Origin of the sequence: Paractinoplanes deccanensis (assembly GCF_016862115.1) — a bacterium.
Classification (GTDB): Bacteria; Actinomycetota; Actinomycetes; order Mycobacteriales; family Micromonosporaceae; genus Actinoplanes; species Actinoplanes deccanensis.
Window position 1 is genome coordinate 50,711 of sequence record NZ_BOMI01000010.1, and the last position, 16,128, is coordinate 66,838.

Annotated in this window: 16 protein-coding genes; 6 read left to right on the forward strand and 10 right to left on the reverse strand. The window is 70.9% G+C overall.

Annotated elements, in window-relative coordinates:
• Window positions 1-158: 158 nt before the first annotated feature.
• Window positions 159-1,715 carry a Rieske 2Fe-2S domain-containing protein gene (locus Ade02nite_RS03555; RefSeq protein ID WP_203760039.1) on the reverse strand — a complete coding sequence of 519 codons (1,557 nt, stop codon included), beginning with the start codon at window positions 1,713-1,715 and terminating at the stop codon, window positions 159-161.
• Between the two features lie 127 nt (window positions 1,716-1,842).
• Here Ade02nite_RS03555 and Ade02nite_RS03560 point away from each other — a divergent pair, with 127 nt between their 5' ends.
• Window positions 1,843-2,079 carry a DUF2631 domain-containing protein gene (locus Ade02nite_RS03560; protein WP_203760040.1) on the forward strand — a complete coding sequence of 79 codons (237 nt, stop codon included), beginning with the start codon at window positions 1,843-1,845 and terminating at the stop codon, window positions 2,077-2,079.
• Window positions 2,080-2,124: 45 nt separating this feature from the next.
• On the opposite strand, the gene Ade02nite_RS03565 is transcribed toward Ade02nite_RS03560, so the two are convergent.
• From Ade02nite_RS03565 to Ade02nite_RS03600, 8 genes are all read right to left on the reverse strand, one after another.
• Window positions 2,125-3,303, reverse strand: a complete 1,179-nt coding sequence (locus Ade02nite_RS03565; protein WP_203760041.1) for a DivIVA domain-containing protein — start codon at window positions 3,301-3,303, stop codon at window positions 2,125-2,127.
• Window positions 3,304-3,340: 37 nt separating this feature from the next.
• Window positions 3,341-4,516, reverse strand: a complete 1,176-nt coding sequence (rlmN, locus tag Ade02nite_RS03570; protein WP_203760042.1) for a dual-specificity RNA methyltransferase RlmN — start codon at window positions 4,514-4,516, stop codon at window positions 3,341-3,343.
• A gap of 31 nt (window positions 4,517-4,547) precedes the next feature.
• Complete coding sequence (locus tag Ade02nite_RS03575; RefSeq protein ID WP_203760043.1) at window positions 4,548-5,588, reverse strand: phosphatidate cytidylyltransferase; 1,041 nt, start codon at window positions 5,586-5,588, stop codon at window positions 4,548-4,550.
• Window positions 5,588-6,145 carry a ribosome recycling factor gene (gene frr / locus Ade02nite_RS03580; RefSeq protein WP_203760044.1) on the reverse strand — a complete coding sequence of 186 codons (558 nt, stop codon included), beginning with the start codon at window positions 6,143-6,145 and terminating at the stop codon, window positions 5,588-5,590. The genes Ade02nite_RS03575 and frr overlap by 1 nt, the downstream gene beginning before the upstream one ends.
• A gap of 53 nt (window positions 6,146-6,198) precedes the next feature.
• Entirely contained in the window at window positions 6,199-6,915 is a 717-nt protein-coding gene (pyrH, locus tag Ade02nite_RS03585; RefSeq protein ID WP_203760045.1) for a UMP kinase, read from the reverse strand.
• A gap of 105 nt (window positions 6,916-7,020) precedes the next feature.
• The gene (tsf, locus tag Ade02nite_RS03590) at window positions 7,021-7,851 is read right to left on the reverse strand and encodes a translation elongation factor Ts (protein ID WP_203760046.1); all 831 of its coding nucleotides are present in this window, start codon (window positions 7,849-7,851) and stop codon (window positions 7,021-7,023) included.
• A gap of 35 nt (window positions 7,852-7,886) precedes the next feature.
• On the reverse strand, window positions 7,887-8,759 hold the full coding sequence (rpsB, locus tag Ade02nite_RS03595) for a 30S ribosomal protein S2 (protein ID WP_203760047.1): 873 nt from the start codon (window positions 8,757-8,759) through the stop codon (window positions 7,887-7,889).
• Between the two features lie 223 nt (window positions 8,760-8,982).
• Window positions 8,983-9,657, reverse strand: a complete 675-nt coding sequence (locus Ade02nite_RS03600; RefSeq protein ID WP_203760048.1) for a hypothetical protein — start codon at window positions 9,655-9,657, stop codon at window positions 8,983-8,985.
• Window positions 9,658-9,813: 156 nt separating this feature from the next.
• Between Ade02nite_RS03600 and Ade02nite_RS03605 the strand changes: the two genes are divergently transcribed.
• From Ade02nite_RS03605 to dprA, 3 genes are read left to right on the forward strand one after another with little or no spacing between them, the layout of a single operon-like run.
• Window positions 9,814-10,173, forward strand: coding sequence for a YraN family protein (locus Ade02nite_RS03605; RefSeq protein WP_203760049.1), 360 nt, complete (start codon window positions 9,814-9,816; stop codon window positions 10,171-10,173).
• Window positions 10,173-11,696, forward strand: coding sequence for a YifB family Mg chelatase-like AAA ATPase (locus Ade02nite_RS03610; RefSeq protein WP_203760050.1), 1,524 nt, complete (start codon window positions 10,173-10,175; stop codon window positions 11,694-11,696). The genes Ade02nite_RS03605 and Ade02nite_RS03610 overlap by 1 nt, the downstream gene beginning before the upstream one ends.
• Window positions 11,689-12,882 carry a DNA-processing protein DprA gene (gene dprA, locus Ade02nite_RS03615; RefSeq protein ID WP_203760051.1) on the forward strand — a complete coding sequence of 398 codons (1,194 nt, stop codon included), beginning with the start codon at window positions 11,689-11,691 and terminating at the stop codon, window positions 12,880-12,882. The genes Ade02nite_RS03610 and dprA overlap by 8 nt, the downstream gene beginning before the upstream one ends.
• 61 nt (window positions 12,883-12,943) lie before the next feature.
• Here dprA and Ade02nite_RS03620 read toward each other — a convergent pair whose 3' ends face one another.
• Window positions 12,944-13,129, reverse strand: a complete 186-nt coding sequence (locus Ade02nite_RS03620; protein ID WP_097318473.1) for a DNA-binding protein — start codon at window positions 13,127-13,129, stop codon at window positions 12,944-12,946.
• A gap of 1,084 nt (window positions 13,130-14,213) precedes the next feature.
• Between Ade02nite_RS03620 and Ade02nite_RS49020 the strand changes: the two genes are divergently transcribed.
• Both Ade02nite_RS49020 and Ade02nite_RS03630 read left to right on the forward strand, forming a co-directional pair.
• On the forward strand, window positions 14,214-14,747 hold the full coding sequence (locus Ade02nite_RS49020; protein ID WP_239168489.1) for a hypothetical protein: 534 nt from the start codon (window positions 14,214-14,216) through the stop codon (window positions 14,745-14,747).
• A 426-nt stretch (window positions 14,748-15,173) separates the two neighbouring features.
• Window positions 15,174-15,578 (forward strand): winged helix-turn-helix domain-containing protein, encoded by a 405-nt coding sequence (locus Ade02nite_RS03630; protein WP_203760052.1) that lies wholly within the window; start codon window positions 15,174-15,176, stop codon window positions 15,576-15,578.
• Window positions 15,579-16,128 lie beyond the last annotated feature (550 nt).

The window sequence follows — 16,128 nt, forward strand, 5'->3', positions numbered from 1 at the left end:
CCGCGCGCTCACCCGAGTTTCGGGGTTCGGGCGTGACCACTCACGCACGTCGCCCGGGTGGGGTGAGCGCTCTGGGCGCGCCGGCGCCCTGCTCGCCCCGCCCGGGCCCTCGGCGGGAGCAGCGGTCCGTACGCCCCACCCCGCTACGACATCTGGGGTTATTCGGTCTTCGAAGCTCGGATCTTGTGGCCCACGCTGGTCAGGCAGCGGCCGCTGGGGAGGTCGAACTTCCAGCCGTGGAGCTGGCAGGTGAGGACGTTGCCGTCGACGACGCCGAAGCGGCTCAGGTCGGCCTTGAGGTGGGGGCAGCGGCGCTGGACGGTCCAGTCGCCGAACTGGGTGTCCTCGGCCTCGACGGCCTTCTCGTGCTCGTCGTACCAGCCCTCGGCGTACTGGAGGCGCTCCTCGGAGAGGCACTTGAAGAAGGCGTAGACGAACTCGTTGTACTGACCGATGCGGGCGGCGGAGAAGCGGCAGCTCAGGAACAGCGAGTTGACCCAGTCGCCCTCGTCGATGTGGATGAGGTGCTCGACCAGGGCGCGGCCGGTCTTGAAGCGGTAGCGGACCTTTTCGCCGGCGTAGGGGCGGACCTGCTTGCCGGGGAAGTCGACCACGATCGACTCGAGGATCTCGCCGGTGGGGCCGAACGAGTCGGTGAAGTCGAAGCGGACCGGGCCGCCGACGCCCTGCGCCATGTAGATCGACTCTTCGAGCAGGGGCTCGATGCGCTTCTTCAGCTCGCCCAGCACGTCGATCTCGGGGTGCCGCCAGGACGCCTTCTCGGCCGCGATGATCGGGGCCTTGCGCTCGCGCATCTCCTCGAGGTGAGCCTGCTTGTTGGCGAAGAACTCGTCGACCGGGACCGGGTGGGTGGTCTCCGCCTCGCCGGCGGCGGTGAGCGACGTCACCGAGCCCGGGAGCAGGACGATGCCGTTCGTGCCGCCGACCTTGGCGTACTCCTCGAGGAAGACCGCCTGGTCGGGGAAGATGTTGCCCTCGTCGCCGAAGATGTCGTTGAACTGCCAGAGCTCGTCGTCGAGGAAGCACGGCGGGCCGGCGATCGGGAAGACGTGGTCGGCCTTGAGGTCGTCGATGTAGCGCCAGGTGCGGTCGAACTGGCGGTCGCGCTTCTGCTTGCCGAAGGCGGTCTTGGCGGCGTCGGGCAGCTCGTAGACCATCGGGTACCAGATCGCGCCGGAGAACTGGAGCATGTGGGCGTGCACGTGGCCCAGCTCGTTGAAGCGGCTCAGGTCGGTGGGGCGGGCGTCGTTCTGGTTGAGCACCCGGATGCCGTCGTGCTCGACCCAGAGCGACGAGTCGCCGATCGGGCCGTCGGTGGGGCTGATCAGCGCCTGGATCATGATCTTCAGGCCGCCGTCGAGCTCGTGCACCTCGTCGGACTTGGTGCGCAGGAAGCTGGTGAAGCCCAGCTCACGCAGCTCGTCCTCGAGCTGGCTCGTCGGGTATTCGGGCAGGAGCACCGTCGCCTTCTTGTTGATGAAGCGCTTGAGGTGCTCCGCGTCGAAGTGGTCGCGGTGCAGGTGGGACACGTAGAGGTAGTCGACGTTGCCCAGCGTCTCCCAGTCGAGCCGCGAGTTGTCCGGGAAAGGGAACCATGATGCGAAATATGCGGGATTGACCCACGGATCGCACAGAATGCTGCCGGCGGCGGTGTCGATCCGCATGCTCGCGTGTCCAGTGCCTGTGATCCGCACCGTATTACTCCCTCGATCCAAGAACCCGACCGCATCGAAGGTACCGGGTCCGGGTTGGTGGGCCGCGCGCGGAGCCGCCGTGCGAGACTGAGCAGGAGTGAGAACGCCTTCAAGGAAGGACTCCGGCGTGTCTGCGGAAGAACATGAAGAGGTCTACGCGCCCGATCAGCTCAAGCCGGGCAACCGGAGGCGGGGACAGAAGGGCGCGATCATCTCGGCGATCGTCATCCTGATGTTCTTCTGGGGCAACCACGAGGGCAACACCGAGAACATCTACCTGGTCGTCTTCGCGGTCGGCCTCGTTCTCGCGGTGATCGCCGACGCCGTGCTGCGCCGCCGTGGCCTGCGCCCCAGCGAGCAGTAGACCGGCCACTCCACGAAAAAGGCCCGCCATTCGGCGGGCCTTTCTTCATCGACGGCGCGTCAGGATGTCCTTGACCTCACGCAGGGCGGCGTCCACCTCGGCCTCGAAGTAGCCGCCCGGCACCAGGCCGAACTGGAGCATGTCCAGATCATTTTCCGGTACGGGCATCGGGCCTCGCCCGGTCATCGCCTGAAGGATGCCCTCGAACAGCCGGTCGACCTGCATCGGGTCGTATCCGCTGCCGAAGCGCCGCGGCTGGAACGTGCGGCGCAGCTGGTCGACGCGGTAGAGCTCGCCGCCCGGCTCGCCCATCGGCGGCGGGAGCTGCGGCTGCGGCGGGCCGCCGTAGCCGGCGCCGCTCATCGGCGCGTTGCCCATCGGGGGCGGGCCACCCATCGGAGGCGGTGCGCCGTAGCCGCGCGGGTCCTGCTCGCGGGGCATGCGGATCTCGGCGGTCATGTCGGTCTTGCCGTGCCGGCCGGCCTCGAAGCCGTCGAAGCCACCGGTGTTGTCGAACCCGCCGGTGTTGTCGAAGCCCTGGTCGTAGCCGCCCTGGTCGTAGCCGCGCGGATCACGGGGATCGCGGGGGTCCCGCGGGTCGTAGGCGGGCGGGGGCGGCGGCTGCTGGGCCGGGCGCTGCGGCAGCTGAGGCTGCGGCGGCTGGCCGTAGCCGGTGGGCTCGTCGAAACGGCCGCCGTACGGGTCGGGCGCCGGCATCTGCGGGCGCTGCGGCATCTGCGGCGGCTGCATGCGGTCGGGCATCCGGTCGTCGCGGATCGGCGGGGCGGGCAGGCGCTCGGTGGGCGGCGCCATGCGGCCGGCGGTGTTGATGCCACCGGTGTTCATCCCGCCGGGAGCCATGCCGCCCGGTGGCATGCCACCGGCGTTCGCGCCGGCGGGCGGCCGGGCGAAGCTGCCCGTGGTGAGGCCGCCGCGCAGGGAGTCACGCATCGGGTCGGGCGCGGGGGCGGGACGGCCGCCGCGGTCCTCGAGCTCGGCCAACTGCCGCTCGACCCGGTCGAGGTGCAGGTCGACCTGCCACTCGTCGTATCCGCCGAAGCGCACGCGGAAGACCACGTCGTGCACCTCCTGGGCGCCCACGGGCGGCCCGACCTGCTCGCCGGCGAGGGTGGCCTCGACCCGGTCCAGGAACGCGTCGACCTCGTCGACCTTGTAGCCGCGGCGCAGCGCACGCCGCCGGAAACGTTGCCCCTGACTCGTCACAACGTCTCCCACTCCGCTCGCTGGGACCTACGCCCAGTCACTGTGCCACCTCCGCGTCGGCCGCGCCCCCAGCGCTCGCCTCCGTCAGCTCGCCCGCGGCCAGCTGGCCGCACGCGCCGTCGATCTCCCGGCCCCGGGTATCGCGGACCGTCGTCGCCACGCCGGCCTCGCGAAGGCGGCGGACGAACTCGCGCTCGACCGGTTTCGGGCTCGCATCCCACTTGCTGCCCGGTGTCGGGTTGAGCGGGATGAGATTCACATGGGCCAGCTTGCCGCGCAACAGCTTGCCGAGCAGGTCGGCACGCCACGGCTGATCGTTGACGTCCCTGATCAGGGCGTACTCGATCGAGATCCGGCGTCCCGTCTGCGCCGCGTAGTCGAACGCGGCATCGAGCACCTCGGCCACCTTCCAACGCTGGTTGACGGGCACTAGCTCATCGCGCAGATCATCATCGGGGGCGTGCAGGGACAGCGCAAGGGTCACGTTCAGGTCTTCCGCCGTCAGCCGCCGCATCGCGGGCACGAGACCCACGGTGGAGACGGTTATGTGCCGTTGCGAAAGTCCCAGGCCCTCCGGCGCCGGAGCGGTCAGCCGGCGGACCGCCTCGATCACCCGGGGGTAGTTGGCGAGCGGCTCGCCCATGCCCATGAACACCACCCGCGACAGCCGCGGCGGCGAACCCGTGACCGCGCCCGAGGCGGCGACGCCGGCCAGGTAGACCACCTGGTCGACGATCTCGGCCACCGACAGGTTGCGGGTCAGGCCCTGCTGGCCGGTCGCGCAGAAGGGGCACGCCATGCCGCAGCCCGCCTGGCTGGAGACGCAGGCCGTCACCCGGTCGGGGTAGCCCATCAGGACACTCTCGACCAGCGCCCCGTCGTGCAGCCGCCACAGCGCCTTGCGCGTGGCGCCCTCGTCACAAGCAAGCTCTCGTACGGGGGTGAGCAGCGTCGGCAGCAGATCGCCGGTGAGCCGGGCGCGCGTCTTGGCCGGCAGGTCGGTCATCTCGTCGATGTCGCGCACGAGCCGGCCGAAGTAGTGGGCGGAGAGCTGCTTCGCGCGGAACGCGGGCTCGCCGAGCGCCGTCACGGCGGCCTGGCGGGCGGCCAGGTCCATGTCGGCGAGGTGACGCGGGGGCATGGCCGGGCGGCGACGGGTGGTGACCGCGTCGGGCTTGTCGGGGCTGGTCGGGATGACCGGAAGAATCGTCATGGCAGAACAAGTCTCGCACGCTCGGGGAAGTTCACTGGGCCCACGCGATCAGGGCGAAGAGGAGGTACGCGGTGGGCACGGCGAACAGGATCGAGTCGAGCCGGTCCATGAGCCCGCCGTGGCCCGGCAGCAGGTTGCTCATGTCCTTGACGCCGAGGTCGCGCTTGAGCATCGACTCGGCGAGGTCGCCCACGACGGCGACCACCGAGATCAGGGCGCCGAAGAGCAGGCCCCAGTAGACCTGGATGTCGAGCAGGAAGTAGAGCAGCAGGGCGCTGCCGATCGCCGAGGCGCAGACGGAGCCGGCGAAGCCCTCCCAGGTCTTGCCGGGGCTGATCGACGGGGCCATCTTGTGCTTGCCGAAGAAGACGCCGGTCGCGTAGCCGCCTGTGTCGGAAAGCACCACGGCGAGCAGCGTGCAGAGCACCCGCCAGCGGCCGTCCTCGTGATCGGGCAGGAAGAGCAGGATGCCGAAACTGAGCAGGAACGGCACGTAGACCGCGATCAGGACGCTCGCCGTCAGGTCGCGGCGGAAGGCGGCGGGGCCGTCGGCGAGGCGCCAGACGATCGCGGCGAGCACGGTGACCAGCAGGCCGAGCAGGAGGGCGTCGGTGCCGCCGTACCAGGCGAGCCCGGTCATCAGCACCGAGCCGGCGAGCAGCGGGACGGCGGGGGCGTTGGCGCCGGAGGAGCGCAGCGCCCGGACCATCTCCCAGACGCCGACCCCGGACGCGATCACGATCACGCCGAAGAAGGCCGGGCCCCAGAAGAGCAGTGAGGCGAGGACCACCAGGACCAGGCCGACGCCCACGCCGATGGCGGCCGGCAGGTTGCGGCCCGCGCGGCTGGTCGTGGGCACGCCGGGCGCACCTCCCTTGGCTCGGCGGCGGCCCGGGCCACGTTTCGGCGGGGGCGCCGCCTCCTCCTCGGGCTGCACCAGCGGCAGCTGGCTGGTGGGGGCGTTCTCGGCCGCGTGCCAGGCCGTCTTGCCCGGAACGTCATAGGCGTACGGCGCCGGCACGCTCGTGTCGTCGCCGGAAGTCTGCCCGGCACGCGGATCGAGGTAGGACATCAGACCTCGAGCAACTCGGCTTCCTTGTGCTTGACGAGCTCGTCCACCACCGAGACATAGCGGTGGGTCACGTCGTCGAGCTCCTTCTCGGCGCGACGGCCCTCGTCCTCGCCCGTCTCGCCGTCCTTGACCAGCTTGTCGATCTGCTCCTTGGCCTTGCGGCGGACGTTTCGGATGGCCACCCGGCCCTCCTCCGCCTTGGAGCGCGCCACCTTGATCATCTCGCGGCGGCGCTCCTCGGTCATCTGGGGCAGGTGGATGCGCAGCTGGGTGCCCTCGTTGTTGGGGTTGACCCCGAGGTCCGAGTCGCGGATCGCGCGCTCGATCGACCCGAGCTGGGACGCGTCGTAGGGCTTCACGATGACCATGCGCGGCTCCGGGACGCCGACCGAGGCCATCTGCGTCACCGGCGTGGGCGCGCCGTAGTAGTCCACCAGGATCTTGGAGAACATGGCCGGAGTGGCCCGCCCGGTGCGAATCGCGGCGAACTCCTCCTTGGCGTGCTCGACCGCGCTCTCCATCTTTTCCTCGGCCTCGAAGAGGGTCTCGTCGATCACCGGCTCTTCTCGCCTCCTAGCTTGTCTCGGTGGTGCGGGGATGTCAGGGAGCTTCAGGCGGTGATCAGGGTGCCGATCTTCTCGCCGCTGACGGCGCGCACGATGGTGTCGTCGCCCTCCGCGCCGAAGACGAGCATCGGCAGCTTGTTCTCCTCGCAGAGGCTGAAGGCGGCCTGGTCGGCCACGCGCAGCCCGCGCTGGAGAATCTCCTGGTAGGTGGCGGTCTCGAGCTTTTGGGCCGTCGGGTCGATGCGCGGGTCGGCGGTGTAGACGCCGTCGACGCCGTTCTTGCTCATCAGCACGATGTCGGCGTGGATCTCGAGCGCGCGCTGGGCGGTGACGGTGTCGGTGGAGAAGAACGGCATGCCGGCGCCCGCGCCGAAGATGACGCAGCGGCCCTTCTCGAGGTGACGGATGGCACGCAGCGGGATGTACGGCTCGGCGACCTGGGCCATCGTGATCGCGGTCTGCACCCGCGTCTCGACGCCCTCCTTCTCGAGGAAGTCCTGCAGGGCGAGCGCGTTCATCACGGTGCCGAGCATGCCCATGTAGTCGGCACGGTTGCGGTCCATGCCGCGCTTCTGGAGCTCGGCGCCGCGGAAGAAGTTGCCGCCGCCGACCACGACGGCGACCTGGATGCCCCGGCGGATGACGGTGGCGATCTGGCCGGCGACGCCCTGCACCACGTCGGGGTCGACGCCGACGGCGCCGCCGCCGAACACCTCCCCGGAGAGCTTCAGCACGACCCGCCTGGGCTTGTCGGTCACCATCGAGACCCGCCTTCCCCTAGTACTCAGCTGAGACCTTATGTGAGGAGGAGGCCGGACGCAGAATCGCGTTCCCGGCCTCCCTAGCCTCTAGCTCGGTGGGCCGGATTACTCCTGGCCGACCTCGAACCGGACGAAGCGGGTGATGTTGAGGCCCGCCTCCTCCGCGATCTGCTTGACCGTCTTCTTGTTGTCGACGACCGACGCCTGCTCGAGCAGGACGAAGTCCTTGAAGAAGGAGTTCACCCGGCCCTCGACGATCTTGGGCAGCGCCTTCTCGGGCTTGCCCTCCTCCTTGGCGGTCTCCTCGGCGATGCGGCGCTCCGACTCGACGACGTCGGCCGGCACCTCCTCGCGGGTGAGGAAGCGCGGGCGCATGGCGGCGATCTGCATGCCGATGCCGCGGGCGTCCGCGTCGGCCGCCTCGTCGGACTTGCCCTCGTACTGCACGAGGACGCCGACCTGCGGCGGGAGGTCCTGCGCCTTGCGGTGCAGGTAGACCGCGACGGTGCCGTCGACGATCACGAAGCGGTTCAGGACGATCTTCTCGCCGATCTTGGCGGAGTATTCCTGGATCGTGTCGGCGACGGACTTGCCGTCCTCGAGCACCGCGGCCGAGAGGGCGGCGGCGTCGGCGACGTTGTTCTTGGCGCCGAACTCGACCAGACGCTGACCCAGCGCGACGAAGTCGGGGGTCTTGGCGACGAAGTCGGTCTCGCAGTTGAGCTCGAGCAGCGCGTTGCCGTAGTGCGACACGATGCCGTTGGCCGCGGTGCGGCCGGCACGCTTGCCGACGTCCTTCGCGCCCTTGATCCGGAGGAACTCGACGGCCTTGTCGAAGTCGCCGTCCGCCTCGTCGAGGGCCTTCTTGCAGTCCATCATGCCGGCAGCGGTCAGATCGCGGAGCTTCTTCACATCCGCGGCGCTGTAGTTAGCCATGACTCTCTCTCGATGTCAGTTCGGGTTTGGCTGACTTACTCGGCGGGGGTGGCGGCGGCCGGAACGGGCTCGGCGTCCGCAGCCTCCGCGGCGGCCGGAGCCTCGGCGGCCTTCTTCTCGGCGCCCTCGTACAGGTCGCGCTCCCACTCGGGCAGCGGCTCGCCGGCGGCGACGGTGCCCGGCTCGGGCTTCTCGTCGGCGCCACCACGGCCACGGCCGGAGCGGGCGATGAGGCCGTCGGCCACGGCGGCGGCGATGACCTTGGTCAGCAGCTCAGCGGAGCGGATCGCGTCGTCGTTGCCCGGGATCGGGAAGTCGACCTCGTCCGGGTCGCAGTTGGTGTCCAGCACCGCGATGACCGGGATGCCCAGCTTGCGGGCCTCGTCGACGGCGATGTGCTCCTTCTTGGTGTCCACGACCCAGATCGCCGACGGCGTCTTGGTCATGTCACGCAGACCGCCGAGGGTCTTGGTGAGCTTGGTCTTCTCGCGGAAGAGCTGGAGGGTCTCCTTCTTGGTGTACCCGGCGGCGGTGCCGCTCAGGTCGCCCAGGGCCTCGAGCTCCTTCATCCGCTGAAGGCGCTTGTACACGGTCTGGAAGTTGGTGAGCATGCCGCCCAGCCAGCGGTGGTTGACGTACGGCTGGCCGACGCGCGTCGCCTGCTCGGCGATGGCCTCCTGCGCCTGCTTCTTGGTGCCGACGAAGAGGATGTGGCCACCCTCGGCGACGGTGTCCCGCACGAAGCTGTACGCCTTCTCGATGTAGTCGAGGGTCTGGCGCAGGTCGATGATGTAGATACCGTTGCGCTCGGTGAAGATGAAGCGCTTCATCTTCGGGTTCCAGCGCCGGGTCTGGTGCCCGAAGTGGACACCGCTCTCCAGCAGCTGGCGCATGGTCACGACGGCCATGGTGGGTTGCTCCCTGTTGTCCCTGGTTGTCACGCTCACCGGCGGTGAGCGTCCTGGCGCCCGGTCGCCGGCCACAGTCGGACCCGAAATGATCGAGACCAGGGAGGGCCGTCGCTGCCGTGGCGTTTCACCTGACGAAGTGAGGCACCCGGCAGAGGGCGCGCGAGGTCGGCCGCACGAGGCGGTCGCCGTCAACCAGCATACGCCAAGCCGTGGGGTGCCCTTATGCCACCGCTAGCCCGGCCGCCACCAGCAAGATCAAACCCGCCGGGAGGTACGCCACCGGAGGGCGCAACCAGGCCTCGCGCGAGATGGTGCCGCCCTTGGCGATCGCGAACAGCCCGATGCCGCTCAGCGTGAAACCCAGCGTGAGCAGCACCGACGGCACGATCGAGCGGGCCGACGGGTCGCCGGTGAAGGTCGCGTCGATCAGCAGGCGCAGAACCGGGATCATCAGGACGACCATGACGATCGCGACCAGGAAGGACGTCGCGGGACGACGGCTCTGATAGACGGGGTTGCGGGGCGTTACCGGCGGAACCAGGGCAGTCGGCTCGGCGACCGGCTTGGCGACCGGTTCCGGTGCCGGGACCGGCGTCGAGACCGGGGCCGGGGCCACGACCGGCTCGGGCGGCTTGATCGTCGGGTACTCGGGACCGCGCACGGGCACCCGCACGTCCGCCTGCGCGGCGTGGCTGCCGGTGTCCGCCGGCGCGTACGGGTCGGCGGGACGCTGCTCGGGCAGGCGGAACGCGCCGCTCGGCCGCTCGTGGATCCCCGAGTCGTACGGGTTGCCGATCTGATGGGAGCCGGAGACGTCGGGGCTGGTGCTCCGGGAGTACTGGCCACCCGAGTACCAGCTCGGCTCGGAGTCGTCGGCGTAGCGGTGTCCTTCCACGATGTCGCACCGTAGGTGACCACGGACGCCGATGCCACACGTGGGGCCATAACACACCGATCCGGTGACGCTCCGGTTTTCCACAATCGCACTCTGTCGCGCTTTGTCCACAGGGCCGGATGCACGCGGCCCGCGAACAGGCCACGGTTGTGCGCCATGACGACGCAACGGCGAGCGCTGGGGTCGTACGGCGAGAGGGTCGCCGCCCAGCACCTCCAAGATCTCGGACTCGAGCTCCTCACCCGCAACTGGCGCTGCGCCGACGGCGAGCTCGACCTCGTGCTGCGCGACGGCGACGACATCGTCATCTGCGAGGTCAAGACCCGGCGCAGCGGCCGCTTCGGCTCCCCGGCCGAGGCGATCACCCCGCACAAGCGGCGAAAACTGCGCCACCTCGCCGCGCGCTGGCTCGACGAGGCGCGGGTGGGCGCCCGCGAGGTGCGCTTCGACGTGATCGAGGTGCTGCCCCAGCCGCGCGGCGCCACCCAGGTCGTCCACATTCGAGCGGCGTTCTGATGAGCTACGCCCGCGTGCTCTGCGTCGGCCTGGTCGGCATGGCCGGCCACCTCGTCGAGGTGGAGGCCGACCTCTCCCCCGGGCTGCCGGCGGTGGTGCTGACCGGCCTGCCCGACACCGCCCTGCACGAGGCCCGCGACCGGGTGCGGGCCGCGGTGGTCAACTCGGGCCGGTCATGGCCCAACCGCCGGATCACGGTCAACCTGCTGCCGGCCGCCCTGCCCAAGCACGGCAGCGCCTTCGACCTGGCGATCGCGGCGGCGCTGCTGACCGGGGCCGGCGAGCTGCCGTCCCGCCCGCTCGAAGGCGTCGTGGTCCTCGGCGAGCTGGGCCTCGACGGCGCGGTGCGCCCGGTGCGCGGCGTGCTGCCGATGGTGGCGGCCGCGGTGGGCGCCGGGATCGACCAGGTGATCGTGCCGCTGGCGAACGCCCGGGAGGCGACCGTCGTGCCCGGAGTGACCGTGCGAGCCGTCGACAGCCTGCACCGGCTGGTCGACTTCGTGCACGCCAAGGGCGAGCTGCTCGACCCGCCGCCACCCGCGCCGGCGGTGCCCGCGCCGGGCCCCGACATGGCCGACATCGTGGGCCAGGAGCTGGGGCGGTACGGCCTCGAGGTGGCCGCGGCGGGCGGGCATCACCTGGCGCTCTTCGGCCCGCCCGGCGCCGGCAAGACGATGCTGGCCGAGCGCCTGCCGTCGATCCTGCCCGAACTGGACGACGCGGCGGCGCTCGAGGTGACGTCGCTCCAGTCGATCGCCGGGGAACTGCCGCCCCACGGTGGGCTGGTCCGGCGCCCGCCGTTCCAGGCGCCGCACCACACGGCGAGCACGGCCGCCCTGGTCGGCGGCGGCAGCGGGCTGGCCCGGCCGGGCGCGCTGTCGCTGGCGCACCGCGGCGTGCTCTTCTTGGACGAGGCGGCCGAGATCCGCAGCTCGACCCTCCAGGCCCTGCGGCAACCGCTGGAGACCGGGCGGGTGGTGCTGGGCCGCGCCAACGGGACGACGCGGTACCCGGCTCGGGTGCAGCTGGTCATGGCGGCCAACCCGTGCCCGTGCGCCAGCCCGGCGGGCGACCAGCACTGCACGTGCACGCCGCTGGTGCGCCGCCGCTATCTGGCGCGGCTGTCGGGTCCGCTGCTCGACCGCATCGACATCCGGCTGACGCTGCCGCCGCTGACGGCCGCTCAGCTGCTGACGGTGACGACGCCGGCCACGCCGTCGGCCGTGGTGGCGGAGCGAGTCGTCAAGGCCCGGGCGGCAGCGGCGGCGCGCTGGACCGAGGGCGGCTGGCGGGTCAACGCGGAGGTGCCGGGCTCGCAGCTGCGGCAAAAGCCGTGGCGGCTGCCCACGGCGGACACGGCCGAGCTGAAGAAGGCCCTCGACATGGGCCTGCTGTCGGCGCGCGGCTTCGACCGGGTGCTGCGGCTGGCCTGGACCATCGCGGACCTGGACGGCCTCGGCCGCCCCGCACGCGACGAGGTGATGGAGGCTCTTCAACTGCGCACGGGCGATCGTCATGGCTGACCCGGCGCCCACTTCCCCCGCGGCGGATCGGGCCGCTCGGGTGGCGCTCACCTGGCTGGCCGAGCCGGGGAACCAGAGCGTGTGGTCGCTCGTGGAGAAGTACGGTGCGCCCGAGACCCTCGCGCGGTTCCTTCGTGGCGAGGCGCCCACGGCCGCCCAGCGGGCGGCGGTGCAGGCAAAGGCGGAGGACCTGGCGCCGCGGCGGCTGATGGAGCTCACCGTCGAGCGGGCGGAGCGGCTCGGCGCGCGGATCGTGGTGCCGTCCGACGAGGAGTGGCCGCGCCGGGTCGAGTCGCTGGCGACGCTCGAGCTCGACGGCACCGGGCGGATCATCGAGAACGTCCGGCCGCCGCTGTGCTTCTGGGTGCGCGGACCGTGGCCGCTGGGCGAGACGCTCGAACGTTCGGTCGCGGTGGTCGGAGCGCGGGCCGCGACGCCGTACGGCTTGCACGTCACCCACGAGATCTCGTACGGCCTCGCCGAGCACGGCTGGACCGTCGTCTCGGGCGGCGCGTTCGGCATCGACGCCGCCGCGCACCGGGCGGCGATGGCGGCCGGCGGGCGCACCGTCGCGGTGCTCGCCGGCGGGGTCGACCGCCCCTATCCGGCGGGGAACACGGCGATGTTCGAGCGCATCGCGGAGACCGGCCTGCTGATCAGCGAGTGGCCGCCGGGCGCGGAGCCGATGCGGCACCGCTTCCTGGTCCGCAACCGGGTGATCGCGGCGGCGACGGTCGGCACGGTGGTGGTGGAGGCCGCGGCCCGCAGCGGCGCGGCACAGACGATGAGCCGGGTGCTGGCGCTCAACCGGACGGCGATGGTCGTGCCGGGACCGGTGACGTCGGCGGTGTCCGTCGGGTGCCACGAGATGCTGCGCGAGCGTCCCGAGACGATCCTGGTCACCGGGCCGGCCCACGTGCTCGAGGCGGTCGGGCAGGCCGGCGAATACCTTGTCGACCCACCGCGGGGACCCGCGCGCCGGCGCGACTCGCTGGACGAGGAGTCGGCGCTGGTGCTCGAGGCCGTCCCGGCACGCGGAACGGCGACACCCGAGGAGCTGGCCGCGAAGGCCGGCCTGGAGCTGCGCACGGTCCTGCGCCGCCTGTCCCTGCTGGAGGTGGCGGGGTTCATCGAGCGCCGGGCGACGGGCGTAGCCCTTTTGTCCAGATCGGATTTTCCGGCATGACTCAGAGGCGCCGAACCCTCCGGCTCGGTCGCCCTGGTCACCCGCACGGCTCGGTTGCGGGTCAGTCCTCGGAGTCGTCGAGGTCTCGGCGATGCACCTTCATCCACGCCTCGACGTCGTCCGTCATCCACACCTTGCCCTGGGCGAGGTCGGCGACGGGCTTGGGGAAGTCGGCGCGGCTGGTGATCTGGTACGCACGCTGCCGGCTCACCCCACCCAGCCGGATGCGGATCTCGTGCGCCCCCATGAGCCGGATCGGTTTCGCTGCCACATGATCGACCGTAGGCGCGAGACTATTAGTCTGATATCAAGTTGATAGGAGACAGCTAGTCGCGAGTCATCTACACTGTTCCCATGCCTAGGCGAAGTCAGAGCCATCCGCCAGTGCCCGTGAGCCCTGCGCATCGACGCACATGGCGGTCTCTCTGGCGCCGATGCAGCTGCGGTTTGACCGCTCCTTGCGTCGACAGCCTGGTGCCCGCTCCCCCGCTGCCGTTCCCGCCACGCGATCCCCTCCATCCCCGGGCATTCCCATCCCCGCCCACCAGGCAAAGGAGGTTCGTCAGGTCATTCCCCCGTGTAGGTATCCCTGTCACATCCGCCGCCCGGCGGCCACAGCCCTCCACCGCGGAGGCCCCCGATCCGCCGGGCGGCACCCCCCTCTCGCTCCTGAACCACACACCAAACGGGGGCGGTCGCCGTCATTCCACCCGGGCCGGCGGCGGCCGGTCCCCCCGTTCCCGACCATCCACCACACGCCGGCCCGCCAGCAGCAGACCCCGGCACCGATGACCGCCCACAACAGGACCGCGGTGGGCGCATGACGACCCGCCCACCGCCTATGAAGCTCGGGCCGCCGTCCCACGGCCCCCCAGGTCACGGCCGGTGGCCCGAGCCCGGCAGGCCGCCCCCATCTGCGGCTGGCTGTTCCACTTTCGACCGCCCGGCTCCGATCACTTCTCTTCTCCCGGGTGCTGGAGCCGTTTTCTGGGCGTCCGGGGTCCGATCGCTCTCTGCGTCCGGGGCCGCCCTAATCACTCAGGTTCCGTCGGAGCTCCTGCCCGACGCTCACGTCTGTGGAGCGCCCGTACCTGATTGCCCGCGTCGCTGCGAGGCGGCCAGTTTCGATCGCCTTCGGCGCCCGGAGCCCCAGACCCGATCACTCACGCCCCGCGGGCCCGAGCACCCTCGATTCGTGGACGCCCTGGCCCCTGGTCGCCCTTGTCGTGGCCTCGGGTGCGGATCACGGGGCGGTCCAGGCGTGCCGAGCGCTGCGGCGCAACTGATCATCCGACCGGCATCGATGACAAATGACCACCCGGGGAGCAGGTATGGCTACCGTGACGCACCTGGTCGACCGACCTAGTTGGAACTGTGGCGTCTGCCGGCAGCCCTGGCCGTGCCCGGATGCGCGAACCGCTCTGCTGGCCGAGTTCGGCGAGTTCCGTTCCGTGCTGACCGTCTACCTGGCGGCGCAGATGCAAAACGCGATGGTCGAGCTGGCTGCGCGCGGGCTGCCCCTGCCGGGCGACTTCTACGAGCGCTTCCTCTCCTGGGCGCCCCGGCCATCCACTCCGCGGGCGCCCCTCCGTGCGCGCCGGGCCCCCGAGGGCGTCGGGATCGCTGCAATCCTGCCTTCTCCCGGCCCCACGATGACGCCCTCACGGGGAGCCGGTTCGCTCTCCACCGCTGCCGACCATCAGCCTGCCCGAGCAGCAACCCCTACCAAACCACCCGCGTCGGCAGCGAAGACGCCTCTCACGATCCCCGCCAATGCGGCGACCGCCTGGACCGCCGTGCGCCCCGGCCGGCCACAGCACCGCTTCGACCGTTCACCCGGCACCCGCGCGGCAGAGGGCCCATGACCGCCGCACGAGCCTTCGGCCTGATCTTCCAGCTGACCGACAGCTACCGCGTCGGCATCGTGTCACTGGTCGTGCTCTCCTCCCTTGGCGACGCGCCGAGCCATCGCCTGACCACGACAAGGGAGCGGTCTCACTCGGAGCGTTCGCGTCGCGACGGCCACCGCCAACCCACCGGAACGGAGCCGTCGCGCTGCGCGGTGGCCGCATGGGGCCGCATGGGGTCGCCGCTCGTGGGCCGGCTGCCGGCGCGAAGGCGATGGAACGGGCGACATCCGGGTCCGGCAACCGCTGCTTCCTGTGGTGGGACTGCTGCCCGCCCTGCCGCGCGATCAAGCTCGGCCTTCTCCAGCGCGGCATCCACATAGTACTAACGCCTGGTCATACGTACAATATGACGGAGCGACGTGGTCACGTAAACTGTTGAGCATGATCGATCCTTCTGCGGACCGCGCGGTGTTTCGCCAACTGGCTGACCTGCTCCGCAATCAGATCGAGTCCGGGGAGCTGGGGCCCGGTGAGCCGCTGCCCAGCGAGCTGCGCCTCGCGCAGGAATACGGCATCAGCCGCACCACCGTCCGGCAGGCGATCGGTCAGCTGCGGACCGAGGGCCTCGTCACCGTCGATCGGCCGCGCGGCACGTTCGTGCGCGTTCCCGAACCGACCGAGCTCATCGCCCTGGCCCGTGGCGAACGCGCCATCGCCCGCATGCCCACCGACGCCGAACGCCGCAAATACCGCCTCGGCGAGGGCGTGCCGGTGCTCGTGGTGACCGCCACCGACGGCACCGAGACCGTCCACCCGGCAGACCGCGTGCAGCTCACCCGCCCGTAGCGCACCCGACGATGGGGCGCTGCTCCTGTTGCCGCTTCTGCTGATCGCCGGTTGGTTCACCGCATTGCGGTGGCGCGGCGTGCCAGGCTGGGCGTTCTCCCTGTGCCGCGCGGCTATGCCCGTGCTCTGCATCGGGGTCGGTGCCATCGCCGGAGCCGCCGAGGACCGCGGACTCCCTCCGGCTGCCGAGACCGGTCGGCCTTGAGTGCGGCTTCGGCCGCGGCGCCGGGTATCTCGCCGCACTCACCGGAACCGCCGCCCTCGCCTTGCCGGCCGTCATCTCGTTCATCGCCCGGAGCGTGCGAAGCCGCTCGTACCGCGGCCTGCCCGCCCTGACCCAAGGCAGCTGAGACCAGCTTCGCCGTCGCGCCGGCACGCAACATGGCAGGCACTCGCCGACAAACGACATGGCAGGCTCGGCGACACGCTCACAAGCCGCAATAAAGCGCCACGGCCACGGCCACGCGCCAGCGACCACACCCACCAGGGGCACACTCAGCCGCCACCACACCTCCCCGACACAATGCTGCACGGCGCCGCCCGACACGCC

Excerpts from the sequence above, each read along its gene's own strand:
- rlmN (WP_203760042.1), bottom strand. The coding sequence starts at position 4,516 with ATGACGATTCTTCCGGTCATCCCGACCAGCCCCGACAAGCCCGACGCG.
- Ade02nite_RS03575 (WP_203760043.1), bottom strand. The coding sequence starts at position 5,588 with ATGTCCTACCTCGATCCGCGTGCCGGGCAGACTTCCGGCGACGACACG.
- pyrH (WP_203760045.1), bottom strand. The coding sequence starts at position 6,915 with ATGGTGACCGACAAGCCCAGGCGGGTCGTGCTGAAGCTCTCCGGGGAG.
- tsf (WP_203760046.1), bottom strand. The coding sequence starts at position 7,851 with ATGGCTAACTACAGCGCCGCGGATGTGAAGAAGCTCCGCGATCTGACC.
- rpsB (WP_203760047.1), bottom strand. The coding sequence starts at position 8,759 with ATGGCCGTCGTGACCATGCGCCAGCTGCTGGAGAGCGGTGTCCACTTC.
- Ade02nite_RS03605 (WP_203760049.1), top strand. The coding sequence starts at position 9,814 with ATGACGACGCAACGGCGAGCGCTGGGGTCGTACGGCGAGAGGGTCGCC.
- Ade02nite_RS03610 (WP_203760050.1), top strand. The coding sequence starts at position 10,173 with ATGAGCTACGCCCGCGTGCTCTGCGTCGGCCTGGTCGGCATGGCCGGC.
- dprA (WP_203760051.1), top strand. The coding sequence starts at position 11,689 with ATGGCTGACCCGGCGCCCACTTCCCCCGCGGCGGATCGGGCCGCTCGG.
- Ade02nite_RS03620 (WP_097318473.1), bottom strand. The coding sequence starts at position 13,129 with ATGGGGGCGCACGAGATCCGCATCCGGCTGGGTGGGGTGAGCCGGCAG.
- Ade02nite_RS49020 (WP_239168489.1), top strand. The coding sequence starts at position 14,214 with ATGGCTACCGTGACGCACCTGGTCGACCGACCTAGTTGGAACTGTGGC.
- Ade02nite_RS03630 (WP_203760052.1), top strand. The coding sequence starts at position 15,174 with ATGATCGATCCTTCTGCGGACCGCGCGGTGTTTCGCCAACTGGCTGAC.